Source organism: Chryseobacterium sp. WG14 (genome assembly GCF_024586945.1).
GTDB lineage: Bacteria > Bacteroidota > Bacteroidia > Flavobacteriales > Weeksellaceae > Chryseobacterium.
The window spans coordinates 82,171-109,026 of the sequence record NZ_JALCZD010000008.1 but is presented as its reverse complement, the minus strand read 5'-3'; the positions used below and the strand labels follow the sequence as shown (position 1 = coordinate 109,026).

At 37.1% G+C, this 26,856-nt stretch carries 27 protein-coding genes and 1 riboswitch; of the genes, 8 read left to right on the top strand and 19 right to left on the bottom strand.

Translation table 11 applies throughout. The annotated features are described in order from the left end of the window. Positions 1–10 precede the first annotated feature (10 nt). From MP478_RS14540 to MP478_RS14505, 8 genes are all read right to left on the bottom strand, one after another. Positions 11–637, bottom strand: a complete 627-nt coding sequence (locus MP478_RS14540; RefSeq protein ID WP_257200838.1) for a thiamine phosphate synthase — start codon at positions 635–637, stop codon at positions 11–13. Between the two features lie 45 nt (positions 638–682). Further along, entirely contained in the window at positions 683–1,270 is a 588-nt protein-coding gene (locus tag MP478_RS14535) for a thiamine phosphate synthase (protein ID WP_257200837.1), read from the bottom strand. Next, complete coding sequence (gene thiC / locus MP478_RS14530; RefSeq protein ID WP_257200836.1) at positions 1,267–3,078, bottom strand: phosphomethylpyrimidine synthase ThiC; 1,812 nt, start codon at positions 3,076–3,078, stop codon at positions 1,267–1,269. Before thiC ends, MP478_RS14535 begins: the two co-directional genes overlap by 4 nt. 24 nt (positions 3,079–3,102) lie before the next feature. After that, positions 3,103–3,309, bottom strand: coding sequence for a sulfur carrier protein ThiS (gene thiS / locus MP478_RS14525; protein WP_047491705.1), 207 nt, complete (start codon positions 3,307–3,309; stop codon positions 3,103–3,105). A 57-nt stretch (positions 3,310–3,366) separates the two neighbouring features. Further along, positions 3,367–3,464: riboswitch (TPP riboswitch) on the bottom strand. A gap of 114 nt (positions 3,465–3,578) precedes the next feature. Further along, positions 3,579–4,259 (bottom strand): RluA family pseudouridine synthase, encoded by a 681-nt coding sequence (locus tag MP478_RS14520; RefSeq protein ID WP_209804010.1) that lies wholly within the window; start codon positions 4,257–4,259, stop codon positions 3,579–3,581. Positions 4,260–4,267: 8 nt separating this feature from the next. Then, positions 4,268–4,585, bottom strand: a complete 318-nt coding sequence (locus MP478_RS14515) for a hypothetical protein (RefSeq protein ID WP_230032600.1) — start codon at positions 4,583–4,585, stop codon at positions 4,268–4,270. Between the two features lie 3 nt (positions 4,586–4,588). Continuing rightward, positions 4,589–5,404, bottom strand: a complete 816-nt coding sequence (panB, locus tag MP478_RS14510) for a 3-methyl-2-oxobutanoate hydroxymethyltransferase (protein WP_047491717.1) — start codon at positions 5,402–5,404, stop codon at positions 4,589–4,591. Between the two features lie 62 nt (positions 5,405–5,466). Beyond that, positions 5,467–6,180 carry a Crp/Fnr family transcriptional regulator gene (locus MP478_RS14505; protein WP_230032601.1) on the bottom strand — a complete coding sequence of 238 codons (714 nt, stop codon included), beginning with the start codon at positions 6,178–6,180 and terminating at the stop codon, positions 5,467–5,469. Between the two features lie 89 nt (positions 6,181–6,269). Between MP478_RS14505 and MP478_RS14500 the strand changes: the two genes are divergently transcribed. The 8 genes from MP478_RS14500 (at position 6,270) to MP478_RS14465 (ending at position 15,170) form a co-directional block, all read left to right on the top strand. Further along, positions 6,270–8,648 (top strand): heavy metal translocating P-type ATPase metal-binding domain-containing protein, encoded by a 2,379-nt coding sequence (locus tag MP478_RS14500; protein ID WP_257200835.1) that lies wholly within the window; start codon positions 6,270–6,272, stop codon positions 8,646–8,648. 109 nt (positions 8,649–8,757) lie between these two features. Next, positions 8,758–8,970, top strand: a complete 213-nt coding sequence (gene ccoS, locus MP478_RS14495; protein WP_047491719.1) for a cbb3-type cytochrome oxidase assembly protein CcoS — start codon at positions 8,758–8,760, stop codon at positions 8,968–8,970. Between the two features lie 21 nt (positions 8,971–8,991). Continuing rightward, on the top strand, positions 8,992–11,253 hold the full coding sequence (gene ccoN / locus MP478_RS14490) for a cytochrome-c oxidase, cbb3-type subunit I (protein WP_047491722.1): 2,262 nt from the start codon (positions 8,992–8,994) through the stop codon (positions 11,251–11,253). A 15-nt stretch (positions 11,254–11,268) separates the two neighbouring features. Beyond that, a complete protein-coding gene (locus MP478_RS14485) occupies positions 11,269–11,469 on the top strand; it encodes a cbb3-type cytochrome c oxidase subunit 3 (protein WP_027373015.1) in 201 nt (66 codons plus the stop codon). Between the two features lie 10 nt (positions 11,470–11,479). Further along, positions 11,480–12,361, top strand: coding sequence for a cbb3-type cytochrome c oxidase N-terminal domain-containing protein (locus tag MP478_RS14480; protein ID WP_047491724.1), 882 nt, complete (start codon positions 11,480–11,482; stop codon positions 12,359–12,361). 99 nt (positions 12,362–12,460) lie between these two features. Continuing rightward, positions 12,461–13,915, top strand: a complete 1,455-nt coding sequence (gene ccoG, locus MP478_RS14475; RefSeq protein ID WP_230032608.1) for a cytochrome c oxidase accessory protein CcoG — start codon at positions 12,461–12,463, stop codon at positions 13,913–13,915. 86 nt (positions 13,916–14,001) lie between these two features. Beyond that, positions 14,002–14,454: a FixH family protein gene (locus MP478_RS14470; protein ID WP_257200834.1), complete on the top strand. Its 453-nt coding sequence runs from the start codon at positions 14,002–14,004 to the stop codon at positions 14,452–14,454. Next, on the top strand, positions 14,445–15,170 hold the full coding sequence (locus tag MP478_RS14465; protein ID WP_257189677.1) for a sulfite exporter TauE/SafE family protein: 726 nt from the start codon (positions 14,445–14,447) through the stop codon (positions 15,168–15,170). Before MP478_RS14470 ends, MP478_RS14465 begins: the two co-directional genes overlap by 10 nt. A 114-nt stretch (positions 15,171–15,284) precedes the next feature. On the opposite strand, the gene MP478_RS14460 is transcribed toward MP478_RS14465, so the two are convergent. From MP478_RS14460 to MP478_RS14410, 11 genes are all read right to left on the bottom strand, one after another. Beyond that, positions 15,285–15,893 carry a hypothetical protein gene (locus MP478_RS14460; RefSeq protein WP_230032624.1) on the bottom strand — a complete coding sequence of 203 codons (609 nt, stop codon included), beginning with the start codon at positions 15,891–15,893 and terminating at the stop codon, positions 15,285–15,287. Between the two features lie 268 nt (positions 15,894–16,161). Continuing rightward, positions 16,162–17,430, bottom strand: coding sequence for a serine--tRNA ligase (gene serS, locus MP478_RS14455; RefSeq protein ID WP_257200833.1), 1,269 nt, complete (start codon positions 17,428–17,430; stop codon positions 16,162–16,164). Between the two features lie 64 nt (positions 17,431–17,494). Then, positions 17,495–18,016: a hypothetical protein gene (locus MP478_RS14450; RefSeq protein WP_230032632.1), complete on the bottom strand. Its 522-nt coding sequence runs from the start codon at positions 18,014–18,016 to the stop codon at positions 17,495–17,497. Between the two features lie 39 nt (positions 18,017–18,055). Next, positions 18,056–19,954, bottom strand: coding sequence for an asparagine synthase (glutamine-hydrolyzing) (gene asnB / locus MP478_RS14445; RefSeq protein ID WP_257200832.1), 1,899 nt, complete (start codon positions 19,952–19,954; stop codon positions 18,056–18,058). Positions 19,955–20,012: 58 nt separating this feature from the next. Then, on the bottom strand, positions 20,013–21,266 hold the full coding sequence (locus tag MP478_RS14440) for a lipopolysaccharide biosynthesis protein (protein ID WP_257200831.1): 1,254 nt from the start codon (positions 21,264–21,266) through the stop codon (positions 20,013–20,015). Positions 21,267–21,271: 5 nt separating this feature from the next. Next, complete coding sequence (locus MP478_RS14435) at positions 21,272–22,405, bottom strand: glycosyltransferase (RefSeq protein ID WP_257200830.1); 1,134 nt, start codon at positions 22,403–22,405, stop codon at positions 21,272–21,274. Between the two features lie 90 nt (positions 22,406–22,495). Next, a complete protein-coding gene (locus MP478_RS14430) occupies positions 22,496–22,984 on the bottom strand; it encodes a hypothetical protein (RefSeq protein WP_257189667.1) in 489 nt (162 codons plus the stop codon). Between the two features lie 187 nt (positions 22,985–23,171). Then, the gene (locus MP478_RS14425; protein ID WP_106918014.1) at positions 23,172–23,951 is read right to left on the bottom strand and encodes a (Fe-S)-binding protein; all 780 of its coding nucleotides are present in this window, start codon (positions 23,949–23,951) and stop codon (positions 23,172–23,174) included. Then, complete coding sequence (locus MP478_RS14420; RefSeq protein WP_257200829.1) at positions 23,941–24,564, bottom strand: hypothetical protein; 624 nt, start codon at positions 24,562–24,564, stop codon at positions 23,941–23,943. Before MP478_RS14420 ends, MP478_RS14425 begins: the two co-directional genes overlap by 11 nt. A 3-nt stretch (positions 24,565–24,567) precedes the next feature. Continuing rightward, complete coding sequence (locus tag MP478_RS14415; RefSeq protein ID WP_257200828.1) at positions 24,568–25,896, bottom strand: (Fe-S)-binding protein; 1,329 nt, start codon at positions 25,894–25,896, stop codon at positions 24,568–24,570. Positions 25,897–25,904: 8 nt separating this feature from the next. Further along, positions 25,905–26,855, bottom strand: coding sequence for an MlaD family protein (locus MP478_RS14410; protein ID WP_230032653.1), 951 nt, complete (start codon positions 26,853–26,855; stop codon positions 25,905–25,907). Position 26,856 lies beyond the last annotated feature (1 nt).

Sequence of the window (26,856 nt, the reverse complement as noted above, 5' to 3'; positions counted from 1 at the left end):
AAAAGTTTCGTTACTGGCAATTGTATATCATTGCCTTTTTTAATGTGTTAATAATAGATGGTTGTTTTGTGATCTCTCCTGAAACGGAAATCCCATAAATCCCGATTTGTTGTAATGGTACAATATCTTCAAGGGTAACACTTCCAATGGCAAATATTTTAGGAATCTCTAAGGATCTTTCTTTCAGGTGATCAATGATCTTCTGATATCCTTCAAAACCAAGAACGGGGCTCAGTTTTTCTTTGGTAGCTGTAAACCTCAATGGTCCCAACCCAATATAGTTACAAGGCTCATGCATCCTTTGAAGAATATCAGATATCGTATTGGCCGTTCCTCCTATTATTTTATGCTCTCCCAAAACCAGTCTTGCTTCTTCAACAGATCCGTCATTCAATCCCAAATGAACACCATCTGCATCAATCTCCTTTGCTAGCTGCACATTATCATTAATAATAGAGACTGCCTCATATTCCGAACATAGCTGTTTTGAAATTTCACAAAGACCGGTCAATTCTCTTTCCGGAGCATTTTTCCATCGGACCTGTACCCATTTTACTCCATGGTCTAAAGCTTTCCTGATATTAAGCTCCTGCTCTGTTTTTGTATTTCCCTGTGATATATATTGTAATTTTTCCATAGGTACTGTAAATGTATCCCGGTAAAGAGGGATTTGTTTTTTTAATTATAAAAAGATCTTTTTCCTGCATTTTATAAAAGCTTCCAATGGTTCCCTACTCTCCCAAACACCACCAAGCAAAGCTGCACCATCTGCTCCGGCATCAAAAGCTTCCAGAATGTTATTCGAATCAATACCTCCTAAAGCAATCAGTTTTACATGCTCATTATTCCGGGAGTTTATATCCTCCATAACGGTTGTATTCTCACCATATCCTTTTTTAGAAATACTTGGAAAGAATGGGCTTATGAAAGCATACTCCCATTCTTTTTCTAACCTGTTATATGCTCTGATATCATGTACTGAGGTTGATATTGTATGCTCTTCCACCACAGGTTTGTATTTCTTTTCTTCCCGATCAGCTTCCCTATAATGAAACCGTGATATATTATATTCTTTTCCAAGCTCATAATGCGTATGCAGAACCAATTGAGGGTAAAAAAATTGGTCAATATTGCTGATAAAAGCAGTCAATTCACTTTTGCTGATCCCGGGTTTTCTGATATGAAGTAAATCCAGACCTTCCTGAAACATCTGATTAATAATCTCAGCTTCATTGGGAAAGTTCTGTTCAGAAGTAATAACAAGGATCATATATAAATTTCCTTCCCTTTTTCGATAAATTCCTGAGACTTGTCCAGCATTCCCTGTTCTGCAGATTCCCTGATTTCCTGAGTGATCTTCATGGAGCAGAATTTTGGTCCGCACATAGAACAGAAATGGGCAATTTTCGCTCCTTCTGCCGGAAGAGTCTCATCATGATAAGCTCTTGCCGTATCCGGATCCAGTGAAAGATTAAACTGATCTTCCCATCTGAATTCAAACCTTGCTTTACTTAATGCATTATCCCTGTATTGAGATCCGGGATGTCCTTTTGCCAAATCTGCAGCATGGGCAGCCAGTTTATAAGTAATAACCCCATCTTTAACGTCTTTTTTATTCGGAAGACCTAAGTGTTCTTTTGGAGTTACATAACAAAGCATGGCACATCCGAACCATCCTATCATTGCTGCTCCAATTCCAGAAGTAATATGATCATAACCCGGTGCAATATCCGTTGTCAAAGGGCCTAATGTATAAAATGGAGCTTCATGGCATTCTTCCAGCTGTTTATCCATATTCTCTTTAATCATATGCATTGGAACGTGACCGGGACCTTCAATCATTACCTGTACATTATGTTTCCATGCAATCTTGGTGAGCTCACCTAAAGTTTCCAGTTCGGCAAATTGTGCGGCATCGTTAGCATCAGCAATAGATCCGGGACGAAGGCCATCCCCAAGAGAAAAAGCCACATCATATTTCTTCATAATCTCACAGATCTCTTCAAAATGGGTATATAAAAAGTTTTCTTTATGATGAAAAAGACACCATTTAGCCATGATAGAACCTCCCCTGGACACAATTCCCGTTACTCTATTGACTGTCAGATGAATATATCGCAACAAAACTCCGGCATGAATGGTAAAGTAAGAAACCCCTTGCTCTGCCTGCTCAATCAGAGTATCTTTAAAAACTTCCCATGTAAGATCTTCAGGAACTCCTTTTACTTTTTCCAATGCCTGATAAATAGGAACCGTACCGATAGGCACCGGGCTGTTTCTGATAATCCATTCTCTCGTTTCATGAATGTTCTTTCCTGTGGAGAGGTCCATAATGGTATCAGCTCCCCATCGGCAGGCCCATACTGCTTTTTCCACCTCTTCATCGATACTTGAAGAAACAGCGCTGTTCCCGATATTGGCATTAATTTTTACTAAAAAATTTCTTCCAATAATCATCGGTTCACTTTCCGGATGATTGATATTATTGGGAATAATAGCTCTTCCCGCAGCAATTTCATCTCTTACAAACTCCGGAGTGATTTTAGTTTTCGGAGTATTCGCGCCAAAACTGTTTCCAGGATGCTGGAAAGCCATCTCTTTTGAAACCGTTTCCAGCTGCTCAATACGCTGGTTCTCCCGAATGGCTACATATTCCATTTCAGCGGTGATGATTCCCTGTTTTGCGTAGTACAACTGGGTAATTTCTTTACCTTCCCGGGCAACTTTAGGTTTATGATCATAAGAAAAACGCAGCTCATCAAGCCGTGAATCTGCTAAACGGGCTTTTCCATATTCGGATGAGATTCCATTCAGGATATCTACATCTTCTCTGTCTAAAATCCATTGTTCCCTTATTCTCGGAAGCCCTCTTTGAATATCAATTTCTGCATTGACATCCGTATAGGGACCGGAAGTATCATAAACCGTTACAGGAGCATTGTCTTCAAAGCCTCCTTTGGTAAGCCTGGTAGGACTAAGTGCTATTTCACGCATTGCTACACTGATAGGATGTATTGTTCCTTCAACATAGATTTTCTTTGAGTTCGGAAATGGCGAACACGTAATTGAATGAGCCATAAATATTGGTATTAAATATGAAAATTAACCGCCCTGAGTGGCAGTAATAATTAAAACTGAATCTTGATCTTTGAGAAATGTCTCTGCCCAGGCGGACAGTGGAATAATACGGTTGTTTACAGCTACAGCAATCCCTTTTTTCTTTCCGGGTAGTTCCATAGCCAGTAATGCTTCCAGATTGTCGGGAAGTATATCAAATGTTTTTCGGGTGTGGTTGATTATAAGTTCCATTCCTAATAATTTTAATATACTTTAGGAATGGCCATTATTGTACAATAGAATGTACAGCAAAAGTCATCTGCTTTTCCCTACGCTGGTATAATCCAGATCAGGTTCAAAGGGTAAAGTCTCAGTCTGTTGGTCAACAGACACCCCTAAAGTCTGGGACGAAGGTAGGTATTTTTTCAGAATGGGCAAAATTGAATTTTCCTTACACAAAAAAACCACCTCAAAATTGAGATGGCCCTGTTTTATTTTCTAATAAACTTTAGCTTTGTTTTTTACTCCTCACAAGCTCTCCAGATTGCATCATTTTGCGGAACGGGTGCTGTAATTTCAATCTTTTCTTTGGTTACCGGATGAATGAACTCCAGTTTCCTTGCATGAAGATTAATTCCTCCGTCAGGATTGGAACGGGGAGCCCCGTATTTAAGGTCTCCTTTGATGGGAATTCCCGTTTTAGATAATTGGGCACGAATCTGATGATGCCTGCCTGTTTCCAGATCAATTTCAAGAAGTATATAATTATCAAGTGTTTTAATAACATGATAGGTTAAAATAGCTTCTTTCGCTCCTTCTGTTGCCTTTGGAAAAACAATGGCTTTATTGTTTTTTTCGTTCTTCTTTAGGTAATGAACCAACCTTTGACTCTGTGGAATCATTTCTTTTCCTACCACAGCCCAATATGTCTTTTTAACCTCACGGTTTTTCACCATTTGAGTAAGGCGGGAAAGTGCTTTGGACGTTTTAGCATAGATTACCAATCCTGAAGTAGGACGGTCTATACGATGAACCAAGCCGAGAAAAACATTCCCCGGCTTAGCATCTCTTATTTTTATAAAATTCTTTATAGATTCTAATAATGATTCATCGCCGGTTTTGTCTCCTTGTACCAGTTGACCGACTTTTTTATTAACCACCAGAAGATGGTTATCTTCATATACAATCTGCTCCTTCATAATGCTTCAGTCTATCTTCTTCTATTGGACAGTGAAAGAATAATTCCTCCCAAAAGACCAATGGTTTTAAGTACTGAAAGGGTCGAATCTTCAGGTATAAAGGCTCCGATGACGCAAATCCCTGCTGCAGCATACATAGCATAGACAAAGTTCTTATTCGTAAGCAAGGGTGCCTGAATAAAGAAACTCGCTCCTATCAGGACATAAAAAACCTTTCGGGACAGCAGATGATTGATTTCCGGGGAGAAAAGATTAAACCAGCCTATAGCGAGGCATACCAATGCGGCAATAGATAAAATTCCCTGGATAGATTGTTGTTGATTTTGCATAGATTAATAACTTTCGTTTTCGTTTGGAAATTCTACTGTCTTTACATCTTTTACGTATTGAGCAACAGCTCCTGTTATTTCAGTATAAAGATCAAGGTATCTTCTTAGGAATTTGGGGCTAAAGCCTTTATTCATTCCCACCATATCATGATATACCAAAACCTGCCCGTCACAGTCAGCTCCGGCGCCAATTCCTATAGTAGGGATAGAAATACTTTCCGTTACTCTTTTAGCCAGATCAGCAGGAATTTTCTCTAAAACTACAGAAAAACATCCCAGTTCTTCCAAAAGCTGTGCATCAGCAATCAGTTTTTCTGCTTCTGCTTCATCTTTTGCTCTTACTTTATAGGTTCCAAACTTATAAATAGATTGTGGAGTTAATCCCAAATGTCCCATTACAGGAATTCCTGCGTTCACGATTTTCTTTATGGATTTAGAAATCTCTTTTCCTCCTTCAATTTTCACGGCATGGGCACCTCCTTCCTTCATCATTCTTACTGCAGATTCCAATGCTTTTTCAGGGTTACTCTGATAAGTTCCGAAAGGCAGATCTGCAATGACCAAAGCTCTGTCAGTTCCTCTTACCACACTTTGAGCGTGATAAATCATCTGATCCAGTGTAATGGGCAATGTGGTTTCAAAACCAGCCATCACATTTGCTGCAGAATCTCCAATCAAAATAGCATCTACACCGCCAGCATCTACCATCTTTGCCGTGGTAAAGTCATAGGCCGTAAGCATTGTTATTTTTTCCTTGTCGAATTTCATTTTACGCAAGGTTTCAGTCGTAACTTTTTTAATTTCAGAGTGAACAGACATAATTTATCTATTTTTAAAAGTTAAAAAGTCGGCCTTCAGCCGACTTAAATTTTGTATGATTTTTATAAAACTACGTGGCCGAGTTTCATGAGTTTGTCGTGATTTAAAATCTTGATATTTCTTCCGTCTACTTCAATCAGGCTGTCCTGTTTGAATTCTGAGATCAGACGGATGGCACTTTCTGTGGCAGTACCAATAATATTGGCAATTTCTTCCCTTGTCAGAGAAATCTTAATAAAGCCTTCCGGATCTACCCCCAGCTTCTGTTCCAGCAGCAGCAGTATTTCAGCCAGCCTTTCTCTTACCGTTTTCTGTGCAAGGAATGTAATGGTATTGGAAGATTCTCCCAATTCGTATGAAATTTTCTGAAGCATGACAAAAGAAAGCTGTGGATCTACCTCTAAGAGATACATAAAGATATCTGCTGGTAGAAAAACACACTCAATATCCGTCATAGCTTCGGCTTTGGCTTGGAAGTTTTCTCCACAAAGCAAAGAACGATAGCCGATGATATCCCCCTCTTTGATAAATCTTAAAATCTGATCTTTTCCGAACGCTCCTGATTTTGATAATTTGGCAGCACCTTTTTCAAGGACATAAACTCCCTTTGGAGTTTCTCCATCCTCAAAAATAGTGTCGTGTTTTTGAAAACTTAATTTCTTTTTGCCATTAATATATTTTTCAAAATCTGCGCTAGAAAGTCTTTCCTTAAATGATTTATCATTAAAAACTTTGGCGAACCTCTCTTCAATTGCTATCTGTTGTTCCTGCGGCATTTTATATGATATTTATCACAAAAATAGAACTTTTTAACACGATAAACAAAAAAAATTGTTATAATTTTGTAGTTCAATATTTTATGGTGGTGAGCGAGAACTGTTTTCATTGTGGTCAAGGTATAGAAAAAGAGAGAATTTTGTTTGATGATAGGATTTTCTGTTGCAACGGATGTAAATCTGTTTACGAAATTCTGAATTCGAACAATTTAAGTAACTTTTACGAGCTTAATAAGGGTGCTGGAATTCGCCCGGGTGATGAAAACTCTACTCAGTTCGATTATCTGGACACCCCTGAAATTTTCGATAAGGTCACCGACTTTTCTGAAGGCAATACCAGCCTTGTAACATTCAAAATCCCTGTCATCCACTGTTCTTCATGTATCTGGCTGTTGGAAAGTCTGCATACCTTAAATAAGTACATTAAATATTCACAGGTTAATTTTACAAGAAAGACCTTACAAATCTCTTTTAACCATAAAGACTTACCTCTCAGCGAACTCGCTAATTTTTTAACTAATCTGGGATATAAGCCGGTAATCAGCCTTGAAACAGCCGAAAAAAATGTTGACCATCTCGACAAATCTCTTCTTGTAAAATTTGCCATCGCAGGTTTTGCATTTGGGAACGGAATGTTCCTGGCCTTTCCTGAATATGTAGGAGGGGAAGATTACTGGATGGAGCATTATAAAGGTCTTTTCAGAGTATTAATGTTTCTGCTGGCCTGCCCTGTTGTGTTTTATTCCGCTTCGGATTATTATAAATCAGCATGGTATGGTTTAAAAAACAAAATCGTCAATATTGATGTTCCTATTGTATTGGGAATATTTGTTCTTTTCGGAAGAAGTATTTATGAGGTAGCCACCAATTACGGCCCCGGATATTTCGATACCCTCTGTGGTCTTTTATTCTTTATGCTGATGGGCAAGCTTTTCCAAAAAAGGACCTACAGTGCCCTTTCCTACGACCGAGATTACAAATCTTTCTACCCTATTGCCGTAACCAAAGTTGATTTTGAAGGAAAACAGGAAAACATTCTGCTTTCTGAAGTAAAAGTAGGTGACAGAATATTGGTTAGAAACCAGGAAATCATTCCGGTAGATGCCATCCTGATCAACGGGGAAGGAAATATTGACAACAGCTTTATTACCGGAGAAAGTGAAAGCATCAGCAAACAGCCGGGAGATAAGATTTTTGCCGGAGGAAAACAAGTAGGATCATCTTTGGAGCTGGAAGTTATCAAAGATGTAGACCAGAGTTACCTTACCCAGCTTTGGAATAAAGAAGCATTTAAAAAGCATGAAACAGGGCTTGACACCCTTACCAATAACATCAGTAAATATTTCACATTCATTATCTTAGGCATTGCGGTTATTTCCGGAATTTATTGGTCATTTATTGATTTATCGAAGATGTTTCAGGTTATTTCAGCTATTCTGATCATTGCCTGCCCTTGTGCTCTTGCATTGTCCGCGCCGTTCACTTTCGGTCACATTATGAGGATTTTAGGTAGAAATAAGTTCTATGTAAAAGATACATTAACAATTGAGAAAATTGCCAAACTGGATACGATTGTCTTTGACAAAACGGGAACCATTACCCATAGAAAAAAGTCTAATATCAAATATGACGGTTCTGAGATTGCTGAATTTGACTTGCTTAATATTAAAACATTATTAAAGAACTCCAACCACCCTCTCTCAAAATCACTGTATGAATTCATAGAAGTCAATGATGACTATTTCCCTGTAGAAAACTTCAGGGAGATTTCAGGAAAAGGATATGAAGCAAGCATAAGAGGAAATCTTTACAAAATAGGTTCAGCCCGTTATAACAACCAGGAACCAAAGAATCTGGAAACCGCTGTTTTCATTAGTAAAAATGATCAGTTTTTAGGAAAGTTCATCTTCAAAAATGAATACCGTCCTAGGCTTAAAGATTTATTTAATAAACTAACCCACTACAAAATATTTATCCTTAGTGGAGATAATTCTTCAGAAGAAACCCAACTGCAGGAACTTATTCCCAATTACAAAGGAATGGCCTTCAATCAAAGCCCGGAGGATAAACTGAACTACATTAAGAATCTTCAGGATCAGCATATGAAAGTAGCCATGCTGGGAGACGGACTGAACGACGCCGGTGCCTTAAAGCAAAGTAATGTGGGCATTGCCATTGCTGATGACACCAACAGTTTTACACCATCTTCTGATGTCATTATGAATGGTGAGAAAGTAGTCAGTCTTGACAACTACCTGAACGTCTGTAAAGGCTCCATCACCATTGTGAAAATGACATTCATAATCAGTTTTCTGTACAATATAGTTGGTTTAAGTTACGCAGTTACAGGACATATGCATCCTCTATTTGCCGCAATCATCATGCCGACGAGCTCCATAACTGTGGTTGCCTTCACTACACTTTCAACCTGGATTTTAGGTCGTAAATATTTTAAAAAACGTGTTTAAAAGCCCTTATTTAGACTGATTTTAAATTAGCTGAAATCGGCATTTCGTGATGAATGTCATTATTTTTCACTAAATTTGAACCCCGAAAATAGGTTAATTTTGTTGTCCAATGGATATTCTATATTTAATGATCGTTTGCAGTGTTTCCTTAGCTGCGATTTTCTTGGTCGTATTTATAGTGTATGCCCGAAAAGGACAGTTTGAAGATGATGAATCTCCAGCTGTCAGAATCCTTTTTGATGATGAAAGAATCGAAGAAAAAGATGAAACCGGCGACAAGAATAAAGACGAAAAAGAAATAGGAGAAAATAATAAAAATTGAGAAAAATAGTGAATAGTTGATATGGAAACACAAAAGTTTAGTTATGACAATAGTATTGTCCGTGCGTTCCTCTATGCGACCATCATCTTTGGTTTTATAGGGTTTACGTTTGGGCTTACGGCGGCATTAATGCTTTTCTACCCGGAATTACCTGAATTCTTATTCGGTACAGATGATACAACCATTAATAGTTTATCATCCGGTAATATCCAAGGGTTAATAAACACTCATGGGGCGTTTGGTTTTGGTAGAATAAGGATGTTGCACACCAATACGGTAATCTTCGCGTTCGTGTGTAATATTGTTTATGTTGGAGTATATTACTCTACGCAAAGATTATTAAAAACAAGAATGTACAGTGATACATTATCATGGTTACATTTCTGGACTTGGCAGTTTATGATCGTTGCTACGTTCATCACCTTCTTTATGGGGATCAATACTTCTAAAGAATATGCTGAACATGAGTGGCCGATCGACATATTGATTGCTTTCTCATGGATCATTTTCGGGGTTAATATGATTCTTACTATTTCAAAAAGAAGAGTAAGACACCTTTATGTAGCAATTTGGTTTTATCTAGGTACCTGGGTTGCAGTAGCCATGCTTCATATTTTCAATAACCTTGAAGTTCCGTTATCATTCACTGGCTGGAAGTCTTATTCTGCTTACGCAGGAGCAAAAGATGCCATCGTACAATGGTGGTATGGTCACAATGCAGTAGCATTCGTATTGACTACTCCAGTATTAGGTTTAATGTATTATTTCTTACCAAAAGCAGCAGACAGACCGGTTTTCTCATATAAACTGTCTATTATTCACTTCTGGTCATTAATTTTCGTATATATCTGGGCTGGTCCTCACCACCTTCAGTATACAGCTCTTCCGGCATGGGCGCAGGCAGTAGGAACAGGTTTCTCTATTATGCTTATTGCACCGTCTTGGGGAGGGATGTTAAATGGTCTTCTTACCTTAAGGGGAGCCTGGGATAAAGTAAGAGAAAATCCTATCCTTAAGTTCTTCGTAGTAGCTGTTACCTGTTATGGTATGGCCACGTTTGAAGGACCGCTTTTAGCAACTAAAAATATCAACAAAATTGGTCACTTTACAGACTGGGTTATCGGTCACGTACACTTAGGAGCTCTTGGATGGAATGGTTTCATGGCATTCGGGGTTATCTATTACCTGGTCCCTATTATGTGGAGAACAAAAATTTGGTCTGTAAAATTAGCTAACTGGCATTTCTGGTTAGGGACATTAGGAATCATTTTCTATGCAGTACCAATGTATATTTCAGGATTCACACAAGGATTAATGTGGAAACAGTTCAACCCGGACGGAACCTTATTATGGAAAAACTGGTTGGATACTGTAACGGCTATCATTCCTTACTTTAAAATGAGATTCTTAGGAGGTCTATTCTATATTTCAGGAGCTATCCTGATGATCGTAAACGTAATTGCTACGGTAAGAAAAGGATCATTCCAGAAAGAAGTACCAGCAGAAGCACCAGCTTTAGCAAATATTGGTAACAAACGTAAAGAAGGAGAAGGATTCCACCTTTGGTTGGAAAGAATGCCATTGTTGTTAACCGTATTATCACTGTGTACCATTTCAATAGGAAGTATGGTGGAGATTATCCCTACCCTATCTCTTAAGAAAAGTGTTCCTACTATATCAGCAGTAAAACCTTATTCTCCACTTGAATTGGAAGGTAGAGACATTTATATCCGTGAAGGATGTAATGCATGTCACTCTCAGATGATCAGACCGTTCAGGGATGAGATTACAAGATTCAACGGTAAAAACGGACAGTACTCTAAAGCAGGGGAATTCATCTATGACAGACCATTCTTATGGGGGTCTAAGAGAACCGGACCGGATTTACATAGAGAGGGAGGTAAAAACCCAAGTTCTTGGCACTACAAACACATGTATAACCCAAGATCTACATCCGCAGGCTCTATTATGCCACGTTACCCTTGGTTGATCGCTACTAACCTAGACAGATCTAAAATGGTAGACAAAATGAAGCTGATGAAGAATACATTCGATGTACCTTATACAAAGGCTCAAATTGATTCTGCAGACCAGTGGGCGAATAACCAATCGGCAAAAATTGTAAAAGATATCTTCTCGGAAGCAAATGACTTGAAAGAGGCATACGCTAAGAGGCCTCAGGGAGAATTAGAGAAAAAAGAAATTGTAGCTCTTATTTCTTACCTACAGAGATTAGGAACTGATATCAAAACAACAGAAATCAAAACAGCAAGTAATAACTAACATTAAAATGTTCATATGATTCCTCAGAACTTTAAAGATATATTATCCAATACAGAAAATGCTGGTTTCTACCAGACCCTGGCTCTAATTTTCTTTATGCTGTTCTTCGTTGCTTTGATAATCTATGTTTTTAGCAAGCCTAAAAAGTATTACAAAGAAGAAGAAGAGGCACCACTTGGGGATGATGAAGATGACGATTTTAATTTAAAAAATTAAACTATTTTTTATGAAACAAAGAACACCTGTTGTCGTAAACATCTTGATAATAATCGGACTTTTAATAGTTTTTTATTATTTATTTGTACAGAGCTACGCATTCCTGGCTTCACCTTATTTCTGGGGAACAGTAGTGATCGCTGGTATCTTGGCATACATCCATAGTTCGATTGGAGATTTGATTGAGAACAACAAATTCAAAAAACTATCTCCTGAAGAAAAAGCAGCTTATTTAGCTGAAAAGAAAGTTCCTTTCTTAAGAAGAATGTATGATGCAGCCTTCAAAAAGCAATCTGAAACTGAAGAAAAGGATATCCTTATCGACCACGGTTTCGACGGAATTATGGAATTGGATAACCAATTACCGAAATGGTGGGTAGGTTTATTCTATTTTGGGACTGCTTTTTGTATTGTATATATTGCCGCTTATTCATTTACAGATTTCGCTCACCCGTTAAGCGAATATGAAAAAGAATACAAAGAGCAATTGGCAAGTATTGAAGAATATCAAAAAACTCAGCCTCCTGTAACAATTGAAACAGCTAAATATTCAGCTGATAATATCGCAGAAGGTAAAGAATTATTCAAAACAAACTGTGCATCTTGTCATAAAGAAGACGGTAGTGGAGGTATCGGGCCAAACCTTACTGATAACTATTGGATCAACCAACCGGAGAAGACTTTATTCAAGAATGTTTTCCATATGGACTGGAATGGTTCTCCTACTAACCCGGCGATGAGAGCCTTTGGTAAAAACGGAGAAGTTTCAGGTGCCGAAATTGAGAAGATTGCAGCGTATGTATATCACATCAACCAAGAGCAACCACCGGTGACTCAGGCTCAGGGAGGAGCAGCTCCTCAAGGAACTGAAGCACATTGGGAAAAAGAATAATTTAAGAAATTAGAAACATATGAAAAAAACATAATTTGTTATTAACTAAAAAATAGTAACGAATTATGTTTTTTCTTTTTTAAATAAACCTAGTACAATATGTCAGACATAGAAGAAATAGAAGCAAGAGGCGGACAGGGGCAAGTTCTGGACCCTGAAACTTACAGAGATTCTATTGGGACAATGGAGCAATCCGGAAAAAGAAGATGGGTGTTCCCAAGAAAACCAAAAGGGAAATACACCAACTACAGAAACCTTGTAAGCTACGCTTTACTCATTATTTATTTTTCACTGCCATTTATCAAGATCAATGGCAACCCATTGTTGTTATTTAATGTTATAGACAGAGAATTTTTCATCTTTGGCCAGCCCTTCTATCCACAGGACTTTTTTATTCTTACTTTAGGTGCCATCGCATCTTTAATCTTTATTATTGTTTTTACGATTGCATTCGGAAGAATTTTCTGCGGGTGGATATGCCCTCAGACAATTTTTATGGAATCGATCTTCCGTAAAATAGAATATCTGATTGAAGGTGACCGAAACAGGCAGATGAAGCTGGACAGACAGGAGTGGAATAGTGAGAAAATCTGGAAAAGAAGCTTAAAATGGTCTGTTTATATTATTATATCACTTATTATCACTCACTTTATGTTTATGTATATTGTGGGTTATGAGGAAGTATTTAAAATTGTCTCTGAAGGGCCATTTGCCCATCCTACCAATTTTATTGTAATGATTCTCCTTACTGCAGCCTTTTATTTTGTATTTGCATGGTTCAGAGAACAGGTATGTACGCTGGTTTGCCCTTATGGCAGACTTCAGGGTGTATTGATTGATAAAGACACGATCAATGTTTTCTACGATTTTAAAAGAGGGGAAAACAGATCAAAATGGAGAAAAGGAGAAGACAGAAAAGCGGCAGGCAAAGGAGATTGTATAGACTGCCACCAGTGTGTAGTGGTATGTCCTACCGGAATTGATATCCGTGACGGACAGCAGCTGGAATGTATTAACTGTACAGCATGTATTGATGCCTGTGATGAAGTAATGGAAAAAGTAGGCCTTCCGAAAGGCCTGATAAGATATGCTTCTGAAAATGAAATTGAGCAGGAAACTAAGTTCAAGTTCACTGGAAGAATGAAAGGATTCTCCATATTCCTATTCCTATTGGTTGGGTTCCTGGGCTATCTCCTTTATAGCCGCGGTGAAATGGAAGCAAAATTCATTAAACCTGCAGGCAGTACATTCTTTGTAAGGGATGGAAAAATTACCAATACTTATAATTATACTTTCCTTAATAAAACAAACGATAAGAAAATTGTAACCATAAAAGTCATCAATCCTGCCCATGGGGAGATTATTTATAGTGGATCAAGCAAAATACAGGTAGACCGGGATAAAATTTCTAAGGGAACAGTTAATATCAGCTTCCCTGAAGATGAAATGAAGCTATCTAAGCAGAATATTACCATTGGTGTTTATGATATGAAAGGCAAGCTTATTGATTCCTATCAGACCTATTTTGAAGGACCTTTCAAACTACAATTTTAATTTTCAGGAAACCTCAGGAACTCTAAATAGTATTCATCAGGGAGGTTTTAAGTATCATAAAAGACAAATAAAAAAATACGGAAAAAATGAAGAACTTTAGTTGGGGACATGGTGTTGTAATCGCATTATTTGCATTCATCGTTTTTATATTATCCATGTTGTTTCTTTTCCCGAACGGGCAGAAAAACTCTGAAATGGTCACTGATAATTATTATGAAGAAGAGCTACAATACCAGGATGTAATTGATGCTAAGAAAAAGGCTGACAATCTGCAGGAAAAACCTGTATACAGCCAGGATGCCAATGGAATAAAAATCACTTTTCCAAAAGATTATAACAATTCTAATGCAACGGCAAAATTTGTTTTAAACAGAACCGACGATCAGAATTTAGATATCAAAAAATCTGTGCAGCTTGATGCTGACCACAGTTTCGTAATACCTGCACAGGTATTGAAAATGGGTAATTATACATTAAGACTGAGCTGGACAAAAGATAAAACAGACTACAGAATGGATTATGATGTAATATGGAAATAGGACTTATCATATCAGCTATTGCTTTAGGCTTTGCTTCCGGTTTTCACTGTATCGGAATGTGTGGCCCTATTGCTTTATCCATGGGACTCACAAAAAAGCAGGCAGCTAATTTCTATCTTCAAAATCTCACCTACCAATTCGGAAGGATATTTACCTATTCTTTATTAGGAGCTCTTCTGGGGATTATTGGACAGGGTTTTGAGATGGCAGGATTTCAGAAATACCTGACGATTACCGCAGGGGTTCTGTTGATTATTATGGCTGTATTCTCTTTTGGGGGAAAAGATTTTGCTTCAAAAATCCCTTTCCTCTCCAAATTTTTATATTCTGTAAAGTCAAATTTAGGAAGGCTGCTTCAAAAGGCAGATTACCGTTCCAGATTTACAACAGGTATTCTTAATGGTTTTCTACCATGCGGAATGGTTTACATGGCATTAACGGCCAGCCTCGCAGGCGGAGGAATATGGCAGGGAGCCGCGTATATGGCTTTATTTGGTTTGGGAACCCTACCGTTCATGTTTGCTATTGTTTTAGCCGGAAATCTCATGAATCAAGCCTTTAGAATAAAAGTTTTAAAAGCTGTTCCCGTGATCATGATTATCCTGGGAGGATTATTCATTCTGAGAGGTCTGGAACTGGGAATACCTTACGTTTCCCCTAAAGCAGAAGCCATGACCATATCCAAAGATCCAAATGGAGCCGTAAACTGCCATTAAAAAAAAAAGAATAAAATAACTCGATGTTAATTCAAGACATTGATAATCCAATAAAGTTTTCAAAGAACAAAAAATTCAGCATACATAAAAGGTTAATTTTTTTTTTCATGTGCATTAATTAAGAGGTTCAATATAACCATCCCATAGAGAATGATTAATATCAAAGAACATAGTGTTAATTTCTCTGTTAAACCATTTATAGTCCGGATCTTTAGAATAGCCAGGATTATTGACTGCTACAAACCGAATAACTCCTCCTTTTACAGTTTTGTATAAGTCATAGACCTGAAATTTATCAAAATTGTATCGGGAAAAAAATTGATTTTCATCTTCTTTATGTTTAACCGTAGTATACAATTTTTTTACGTCTTCAATGTTCATGTCTTTATAAAAAAAACCTAAAATATTTGAAAACGTAGGCTGGTTGTTATACATAAACAGAAATTGTTCACCATTCTTTTTAGGAACCTTGTAATGCAGTAGTTTGTGCATTTCAGAATTTTTAAAAAAAATATACTGTTTATCTATTTTTTTAAACCGATAATCTCCATAGGTATAGAATGGTATATTTTGTTTTCCGTTATCAAAGGTTAAAACAAATTTATCATACTTATCCGGGTGGTCGGTTTCTACCTTTTGCTGTCCATTAAAATAATAATAATTTTTACAGCTTATAAATGAAAGCAGGACTATTACTGCTATTATTTTAACTAAACCATTCACTTCTACTTGTTTCTCACGAATATAGAAAAATATAACTCCCTATAAAAGGAATAATAATTATTTATTATGTTGATACCCTTTTTTAGAAAACTAATAAAAATTAAAAAAACAGAAAATCCGTAACAAACAAAAGAAGGTGCATCACAACTAGACGATGGGTAATCGTTTAAACGAAAACCCTTCTCATAAAGGAGTACAGGAAAATTCCATAAAAAAGGCCGTTCTCACGAGTGTGAGGCGGCCTCTTCTTTTTATGAATAAAAATATTCTAGTTAATAGTATCAAATCTCGCGTATTCAGCGATCTTCTTAGGAAGTTTAATTCCTTCTGCCGTCTGATTGTTTTCAAGCAATGCAGCCATAATTCTTGGCAACGCCATCGCGGATCCGTTTAAGGTGTGAACCAGCTGAGACTTTCCGTCTGCTTTATAACGGCATTTAAGTCTGTTAGCCTGGAACGTTTCAAAATTAGAAACAGAGCTTACCTCCAACCACATTTCCTGAGCAGCACTCCATACTTCAAAATCGTAGGTCATGGCAGAAGCAAAACCTGTATCACCACCACAAAGTCTTAATACTCTGAAAGGCAGTTCAAGATCGGTAAGAATTTCTTTGATGTGCTCTACCATTTCTTCTAAAACAGCATAAGAATTTTCAGGCTTCTCAATTCTTACAATTTCCACTTTCTCGAATTGGTGAAGGCGGTTCAGCCCTCTTACATGAGCTCCGTAGCTCCCCGCTTCTCTTCTGTAGCATTGAGAGAAAGCCGTATTTTTAATGGGAAGATCTTTTTCTTCAAGCAATACATCACGGTAAAGATTCGTTACAGGAACCTCTGCCGTTGGAATCAAATATAATTTATCTTCGTTGATATAATACATCTGTCCCTCTTTATCAGGCAACTGACCTGTTCCAAATCCTGAAGCTTCATTTACAACGTGAGGGGGATTTACTTCCGTATATCCCTTATCCACATTTTTATCCAGGAAATACTGCACCAAAGCTCTCTGTAATCTGGCTCCTTTCCCCAGATAGACAGGGAAACCCGCACCCGCAATTTTTACTCCCAATTCAAAATCAATCAGGTTATATTTTTTTGCCAGCTCCCAGTGAGGGATAGCACCTTCGCCAAGACCTTCCACTGTATGAGACTGAAAAATAATTTCGTTATCATCTGCTGAAGCTCCACTCTTTACCAATTCATTTGGGATATTGGGAAGCTGGTATAAAATATCCAATAAAGCTGTTTCTTTTGCTTCTAACTGAATTTTCAATTCTGAACTCGACTCCTTGTACTGTGCTGTTTTAGATTTTGCCGATTCCGCATCTTCTCTCTTTCCTTCCTTCATCAAAAGTCCTATTTCTTTGGAGATTTTGTTGATCTCGGAAAGCTGGGAATCTAATTCAAACTGGATTCTTTTTCTTTCTTCGTCAGCAGCGATAGCCTCGTCTACCAACTCAAGATTTTTGAATTGTCTTTTTTTAAGACCTTCTAAAACGCGCTCTTTATTGTCGCGTAAAAAATTGACTTGTAACATTTTATTGAGATGTTAAATATTAGAAAGTTAGCTTCAATAAACTAACAATTGTACAAATTTAAAATTATTTTGTGATAGTAAAGGTATTTATCGAATTTGGTTGATCCGCTTCTTTTGAAAATTGCAGCACATCATTGTAATATACTTTAGATACCTGGAATAAAGTGGGTGTTTTACGGTACTCAATTCTTAATCTATCTGTAATAGTATCCGCTACATTATTCACTGTTTTTATTAAACCCAGAGTCATTACAGAATAATAAGAATTACCTGTACCCGGATTGTCCGGACTTACAGAATCCAGTCTTTTTCTTTTGGCACCGGCAATATATTCCATATAAAATGTAGAATCAGCTGTCATTCTCAGTGGAATACTGACGGGAGAAATATCTCTGTCTCCTAAACTGTCGTTCACCGAATATCCACTGAATGATCCTGGTTTTTTGCTATTCAACAAATCCTGCCCTGCACCGTTAACCATATAAATATTCATGATCTGATCAATCCTTTGTAAAGATTCATCATCACTTTTACAACTTAAAAGTGCGAAAGCCATAACCCATATTCCAAAAACAATATTTCTCATTCACAACAAAGATAAAATATTAATCTTTAGACTCCTTCTTTATTTCTCAAAATATTTCTGGTACCACAACTCAAAAGTCACCAGCTGCCAGATTTTTACCCAGTCATATTCATTTTCCAAATGATTCCACCATTCATCGATGACTTCTGTTTTGAAAAAATTTCTTTTTTTAAGGCTCTCAAGATTTTCAACAATAAAATTTCTGATTTTTTCTTCATTCTTAATAAAATGGTTCAGGGGAAAAGAAAAACCTCTTTTTGACATATTCAAAACTTCGGAAGGAAGATATCTTTCGGCTGTTTTCCGTAATAAGGGCTTATTCTGAATCCCATTAAACCTGAAACGCTCCGGTAAAACGGCAACATAATCTATCAACCGGTTGCTGAGATAGGGATAACGAAATTCCACCCCATATTTCATGGCACTCAGGTCGTCTCTGAAAACATGGTGAGACGACAGAGAATATTTCATATCATATTCAAAATAGCCTGAATAATTTTTAGATTCTGATAAATGATACCTTGTAAGATCTGAATCAATATTTCTGAAAATGTCTGGTCTTATTATATTTTTTGCTTCAAAGGGGGCCATACTTATCTGGCTCTGGCGGAAAAAATCAAACATAAAATCCTGAGAAAAGTAATTTTTCACCTTTCTGGAAAAAGGATCTTTCGTAACAATAAAATGTCTGGTGAAGTTAAAATTCTTCATCAAAAGCCATTTTTTAAGTTTCAATGTATGGGAATAGCCTCCAAAAAGTTCATCTGCCCCATTTCCGCTCAACACTACTTTTATATCATTATCTTTTGCATATTTTGCAGCATTGATCAGTACTTCAAGACTACAGTAAGGTTCTTCAAAATGCTGTATATTTTCTTTTAACTGGTCTAAGATATCTTCATCATTTACTTTTTCAACCTTATGTGAGACTCCAAAGTGCTCAGCTGCCAGAGAAGCGTTCTGTATCTCCTCTTCAGAAAAAGGATAGGAAATAGTGTATGTACTGATATTGGCATTAAAAGGTTTTGATTTCGCGGCAATTAACGTAGAATCAATGCCCCCACTCATCATGACTGCTACAGGAACATCTGCATATAGCTGCTCCGATATGCTTTCAGACAGCAAATGATCTATAGTTTTTACAGCTTCTTCTTCAGAAATATTCTGTTCGGTCTTTAAAGGCAGTTTCCAAAATTTTTCAGTCGTTATTTTCTGATCTCTTAAACTAATGGTCATCACAGAAGCCGGTTCTACAGAAAAAATCCCCTTAAAACAGGTTTTCGGAGCTAATGTTGTCTGAAAAAGAAAGTTAGTATATACTCCATCCCAATTGATTTCAGCCGCTACCAGCTCATTTTTCAAAATGGCCTTTATTTCTGAGGCCCAAACTATGCCCTGTTCACTTTGATGATAGAAAAGGGGTTTCATTCCTACTCTATCTCTGCCCAAAATAAGCTTCTTTGCGCTGAGATCAACAATGCAGAGTGCAAACATTCCATCCAGCTTTTCAAACATGCCAGTTCCCCATTCCTGATAAGACTTCAGCAGTACTTCAGTGTCAGAGGAGCCTTCAAAGTGATATCCTACTATACGGAGTTCTTCCCTGAGTTTTCTGAAGTTGTAAATCTCCCCATTGAAAGTAATCACCACCTGCTCATTTTCAGTAAGCATAGGCTGATGCCCTTTTTCAGAAAGATCAATGATAGAAAGTCTTCGAAATCCTAAAGCAATGTCTGAGCTATCATCTTCCAAAATGGGAAACTGCTCTTTTATTTTTGGAGTGGAATCATTGCCGGAAAAAGATGTTCCTTTTTTTATATCAGAAAGCCAAAAGCCCTCATCATCCGGTCCCCGATGCTTAATGGCCTGATTCATCTCTAAAATATTTTTAGAGGAAATACTTTTATGAAATGAATAATAACCGCTGATTCCGCACATATTAGATCTTAATAGTTGTAAAAATAGGAAAATGACTTTATTTGCTGGCCACAAGGACCTATTTCTTTATAAATTTTGATTTTAAAAGATAGATCTCTTTTCTTGAGATCATAAAATCACTCAGCTTAAATTCTGTAGAACGGTAAAACTTCCGGAATAACAGGAATGAAGAAGCCAAATAAGAAAATGTGGTCACAAAACACGCCCCCCAAATTCCCCATCTCGGTATAGCTATAAAAGAAAAAAGAACCGTAATGATCAACCCTACAATTGACTTCACGTTCAGTATTTTAAGTTCTCTGATCCCTGAAAAATAATATCCGATCATATCACTTATTGCTATGGCAAAAATACCGGGAGATAAAAGAAGCATTATTTCTTTGGTATTCCTGAATTCCCTTCCAAAGATCATTTCATAGACCTGGGCGGGAATAATAACGATTCCCAGAACAAAGCCCACCATGAGGATAAAGGTCAGCTTGAGTGAAGATTTCGTTTTTTCTATAGATTCTTCCCTGCTTTTACTGTTGACAACATCAGAATATAAAACAACAGCAATACTTCTGGTAATCGTCCATATTGCTTCTGAAAAGGTAATCCCGATCGAAAAGATCCCTACACTTGCTATTCCCTCAAAATGTTCGAGGAAATAAAATGAAAGCCTGTAGTTCAGAAACTGGACAAATGCACTCAATTGTGTTTTCCAGCCATATTCAAACATATTCCTTGAAACCTCTTTTGAAAATGATATTTCTGAAATACTGCATTTTTTGATAATTTGAAAAAAGCTGGTAAAAAATAAAAGTCCCAGACATCCAATCTGGGCAAGGAAATACACAGAAACATCTTTACTATTGAAAAGATAGATAAAAATTCCAATAAAGACAATATGTACCAGCTGTTGTAAGACTGTATATATATTAAACTTTCTTATATTCTGTGTTCCGACAAACAAATTAATATTCGTTGATAACAGTGAAGAAAAAACTGAGATACCGATAAGATAGGGAAGATAGCCACTCTGAATTGAGGCTAAACTAAAGGCAAGAGGAATTACTATACCTGTCACAAGTGACCATAAATAGGCATATAGCAACACTTTTTCAATCTTAAACTTTGAAGCAAAATAAGAAGTACTGCTGCCTGAAAAGATACTGCTGAAAAAGCTTACTGCTGCTGCATTGGCAATGACAATAGAAATAGTTCCCTTTCCCTCGCTTCCCCACATATTCGTGGAAAAAATAACCAAACCGAAACTCAGGATCAGAATCAGGAAGCGCGAAATAAAGGTTTTAATAACAGTAAGCTTCATGGTTATTATTTTTCGATAGCTTTTTTTACAAAATTAGCAAATGAATCACGAATAGCTCCCCAATTGTATTTTTCCTTAAATTCTTTTCTGGCATTGAATGCGTGGGCATCATACAGCTCAGGGTTTGTCACATACTGTATGATGATTTCTGCAATCTGTTCCGTATTCTGAGGGTCTACAAGGCTTCCAAATGAAAGACTTCCTATATGTTTCCTGATTCCCTTCAGACGAGAATAAATTACAGGCTTTCCGGCTCCCATAAAATAAAACAATTTGATGGGAAGAGAGTGATTATTCTCAAAATTGATTTCCCTGAGGTCAAAGCAAATGTCAGCATCGGAAAATGCTTCTGTAAATTTCTCAAAAGAAACAGGTTCTTTAATTTCAATCTTATCAAACGCATATTTTTTAAGCAAAGCTGAAAAATGCACTTCATCACTTTCCTGTCTCGTTGACCCTACAATAAGGATGTTAAGTCTAAGCTGAGGAAGCTTATTTCTTACCCGATCAGCTGCTTTAAAGAAATTATCAATCCCTTTATCTTTTGAGATCATCCCTGTATAACAAAGGGTAATGGTACCAGGCTCAAGTTTTTTTATACTTTCCCTGATATACATTTCATCCGGATAATAAGGAAGGACCATTTGTTTTTTAAACCCAAATAAATAGCCTAAAGGAAATTTCTTTGTAGTTTCTCCAAAAATAAAATGGGTACTGAGGAAACCGGCATACAGCTGAATCAGAAAAAATTTTGCTGCCTGAATGATCTTAACAGGAAATTGATAGACTTCAAGCATAGACATGGCAGGATACCATTCCGTAATATCATAAATACAGCTGATTCTATGCTTTTTTACAAACTTTCCGGAGGCAATTACTGCCAGAGGCTCTGAGCAGATAATACCATCCGGCTGAAAGGCCTGACAGACATCCCGGAATATTTTTATTTTCGTCTCTATGCTTTCTTCTAAAGCAGAATACGCCTCAATATCAATCCCGTCAAGAAATCCTTTATAATCTGTGTACAGACTGCAGATTTTAACGGTATACCCTTCATCTCTGAGAGCTTTAGCCTGATGATAAAAAATCCTGTCATCATCATATCGGTGTGAAGTCGTTAAAAAAAGTACTTTTGGCATTAGCGATTACTGTCTCTGCAAAGATACATTAAAACAAAAAAGTGGAAATACATTCCACTTTCTGATTGATTACCGTGTTTCTTTAAACACTTATTTTATAGAAGCCGCCCAGCTTTTTTCCAAAGGTAAAAGGAAGTGGCTCAGGAAATCAAGGTAGGTATTTTTAGAGAAGTCAAAAACCTGGATATCTGTTGAAAGTTCTCCGTTTCTCAATTGGGATTTAAAATCCTGAAGTTTTAATGTTTTTACCTCTCCGTTGTCTACAAAGCTGGCTTTCATTCTGTCGAAAAGTCCCAGTTGATATTCTTCATCAATTTCTCTCATAATCTTACCCAATGCGTCAATACTGCATCCTGAAGCCATTTCTTTTTCTTCATCTACACAGATGATGATAAACTGATTTTTTTCAATCTTAAAAGAAGAAGAAAGTGCTTTTCCATGGGCTGCCCATGTTGCAAGGAAGTCAAACAATTTTTCAGTAATTGCTTTTGCTTCTTTGGTTTCAAGAGGCCTTGAAGCCGGGTATATAATAACTCTGTAGTCGTTAGTTTCTACAATATTGGATTCTTCTATTTTCATATGTACGTATTTTTAATCCCATATGCTGTTATCATTACCGCCTCTTTCTGTTGACCGGAAAGTTGGTTAAATGACGACTTCATATGCTATCAATTTAAGTATCAAAATTAAGAAATATTCTTGAGTTGATCACAAATAAAAACTCAAGCCAAAGCCTGAGTTTTTATCTGTATTGTATATAAAGGACCTATAAATCCTCTGCCTCAGCAAGAAGTTCTACAATATCCTTTACGGCAACTTCTGTATTTTTATTAAAATGTTTTACTCCATCTGTCATCATTGTATTACAGAAAGGACATCCTGTAGCAATCACTTTAGGTTCAAAAGATAAGGCTTCTTCTGTACGCTCAATATTGATGTCTTTATTTCCTTTTTCAGGTTCTTTAAACATCTGTGCCCCTCCGGCACCACAACAAAGACCGTTTGTTTTGCAACGCTTCATTTCCACAAGCTCTGCATCCAGTTTTTCAAGTAACAGTCTTGGCGCTTCATACTCGTCGTTGGCTCTTCCCAGGTAGCACGGATCATGAAAGGTAATTTTCTTTCCTTTAAATGCACCGCCTTCAATCTTTAGTCTTCCTTCTTCCATTAATGTTTTCAGGAACTGGGTATGGTGAACCACATCAAAGTGTCCGCCAAGGCTTGGATATTCATTTTTAAGGGTATTAAAACAGTGCGGGCAAGCCGTTACTATTTTTTTCACCTCATATGCATTCAATACTTCAATATTGGTAAGGGCCATCATCTGGAAAACAAATTCGTTTCCAGCTCTTTTTGCAGGGTCTCCGGTACAGCTTTCTTCCTGTCCCAGTACTGCAAATTCAACTCCTATTTTATTTAATATTTTGCAAAATGCTTTTGTAATTTTTTTGGCGCGGTCATCGAAACTTCCAGCACATCCAACCCAAAATAAAACTTCCGGGGATCTTCCTTCGGCAGCATATTCTGCCATTGTTTTAATTTGCATTTTCTTTTTGTTTAATTAATAAGTTAGCATAGTATTCCTTTGCCTTTTTCATAACCTCCACAGGGACTATAGAAACATATAAAGGATTGGCTTCGTCATAATTCAGATACTTCCAGGTATTTGATGTTGTTTTATCATTGAGGGCAAGGATCATACTTTGCTTACTCATTTCCAGGGTCGTATCATTTATAAATTTCGCCTCCATTCCCTGGGTCTCCATCATTCCCAGCACTATCTTCTTTTTATCTTCATCGAACTTTTCCTTTAAAAATGTCATTTTCATTTTCATGGGATAGCTGCTGAACGCATATTTTGTATTATCTGCGGTGGTAAAGATATCAGAAACATTAAATGTAGTCTGATCTGTATCTACCATTTCTATTTCAAATTCATCATTCTTCTCAAACATTTTTTTGAAGCCATCGATCATTGTTTGTTTATCAATTTTTTCAAATATTGCCGGATGAGTCATATTCAGCATTCCATCATAATCTTTCTTTTGAAATAAAGATATGAAAGACCGTGAATCTTCAAGAATTTTCTTCTGATCAGCCGATTGAGCCCATAGAAAACCTGAACATAAGAACAGAAATATGTAGATTAGCTTTTTCATGATTTAATCATTTGCCCAGTTCAAACGGTCTGCCTGGTTATATTGCCATGGCGCTGCATTATTTTCTACATTGGTCATCATCAGATTCAGTTCCTGCGGTGCAGCCGACTGTTCCATTACCAGGAATCTCCTCATATCAAAAATAATGGAAAGTGGATCTAATAATACAGGGCAAGCTTCTGTACAGGCATTACAGGTAGTACAGGCCCAAAGTTCTTCTTTTGTTATATAATCATTCAACAACTTTTTACCGTCGTCAACAAATTTTCCGTTTTTATCTATATTTTTTCCTACTTCTTCCAATCGGTCTCTTGTTTTCATCAGGATTAATCTTGGAGAAAGCTTTTTACCCGTAATATTAGCCGGGCAAACAGAGGTACAGCGTCCACATTCTGTACAAGAATAGGCATTAAGCAATTGTACCTGATTCAGGTCAAATATATCTTCTGCACCAAATTTAGAGGGAGCAGCATCCGCCTCTCCTTCCGCCGGAGCGGCATAAGGGTCTGCATTAGGATCCATCATTAATTTGATTTCCTTAGTTACAGATTCAAGATTGTTGAATTTTCCTTTTTTATCAAGATTGGCAAACCATGTACTTGGGAAGGCCAGGATAATGTGTAAATGTTTTGAATAGTAAAGATAGTTCATGAAGAAAAGGATCCCTACAAAATGGAACCACCATGCCGCTTTCTCTGTAAAGAAAAGAAAACCGTCACTAAAGCCTCCTAAAACAGGTGCTAAAAAGGTAGAACTGATGGGGAAACTTCCATGCTCAGGAAGAAGGCCTCTCTGTTGCAAAACCCAATCTGCACCGTTCATCTTAAAGAAAGCCACCATTAGGGCAAATTCTATAATAAGAATCCAGTTAGCATCTTGTTTTGGCCATCCGAAAAGTTCTTTCATGGTTAATCTTTTAACCCCATAAAAGTTTCTTCTGATAAAGAATACAACCACTCCGATCACTACAAGAAGTGCCAGAATTTCCAATGTTGCAGTAAAGAAATTATAAAATCCATGTCCGAAAACCGAAGCCAGAAAACGGTGAGTTCCGAATACTCCGTCCACTACAATTTCTACAAGTTCGATATTAATAATAACAAAACCTACATATACAAAAAGGTGCAATATCCCTGCAACAGGGCGTTTTACCATTTTGCTCTGCCCCATAGCCACTCTTGCCATGGTAGCCCAGCGATCAGATTTTCTGTCATTTCTGTTGATTTCATGTCCGAGCATGATATTTCTGTAAATCTTCTGCAGGCTTTTAGCAAACAAGCCAAACCCAGCCACTAATAAAATCAGGAAAATAATGTTATCGATGTACTGCATAGGACGTATTAGTCTTTATTATTTTTACCAAAAACCGAGAAATTAATATATCTCTTAGGATTCGCTTTCATATCTTCAATCAATGAATTCAGATTCAATGATGCTGAATTCAGATTATTATAAAGTTGTTCATCTTTCATTAGTTTTCCTAAACTTCCTTCACCTTTATCTATTCCACCAATTACCTGATTCAGCTTACCTACCGTGGTATCCAAATTGGCAATGGTTGCATTTAATTGTTTGGTATCAATGCTTTGCGCTAAGTTTCCATATTTATCTAAGGTTACTTTTCCACTCTGCATGGTAAGGCTTGCATCGTCCAATACTTTCTGAAGCTTAGGATCGTTATGCCCTACCAGAGTATTTACACTTCCTGCTGTAGTCTGCAATGCCCCTACCGTTTTATTCAGATTGGTTAACAGAGCCCTGATTTCAGCTCTATTCTGAGCATCAAAGATCTGGTTGGCATTAGTCATCAGAGAATCTACCCTGTGTAATACCACCTGTAGCTGATCTTTAACCGGACCTACCTGAGAAGAAAGACTTCCCATCATCCCCAATTTAAAAGCTCCCTTCAAGGTATCCCCATCTTTTGCAGTAGGACCGCCATACACAAGGTTCACTCTCATTTCTTTACCGGACATTAATCCCGGTTCAAAAATTTCCAGCATTGAATTTTTTGAAAACTCAAACTTGTTGTCCACTGTAATTTTGACAACAAAGCTAATTTTACCCTCTTTTGTTGTCTGAGGAATAATCTTATCCACCTGTCCTACTTTCAGACCGTTGATAGACACTGCTGAAGATTGCGCAAGGCCTTCCACATTGTCATATTTTGCGTAAAATATATTATCGGTAGTAAAAAGGCTTTTCCCTTTCATGAATTGAAACAACACTACAAAGCCTACGATAGCTAGAAGTGTGATCACACCAGCTTTTAATTCTTTACTGAACTTCACT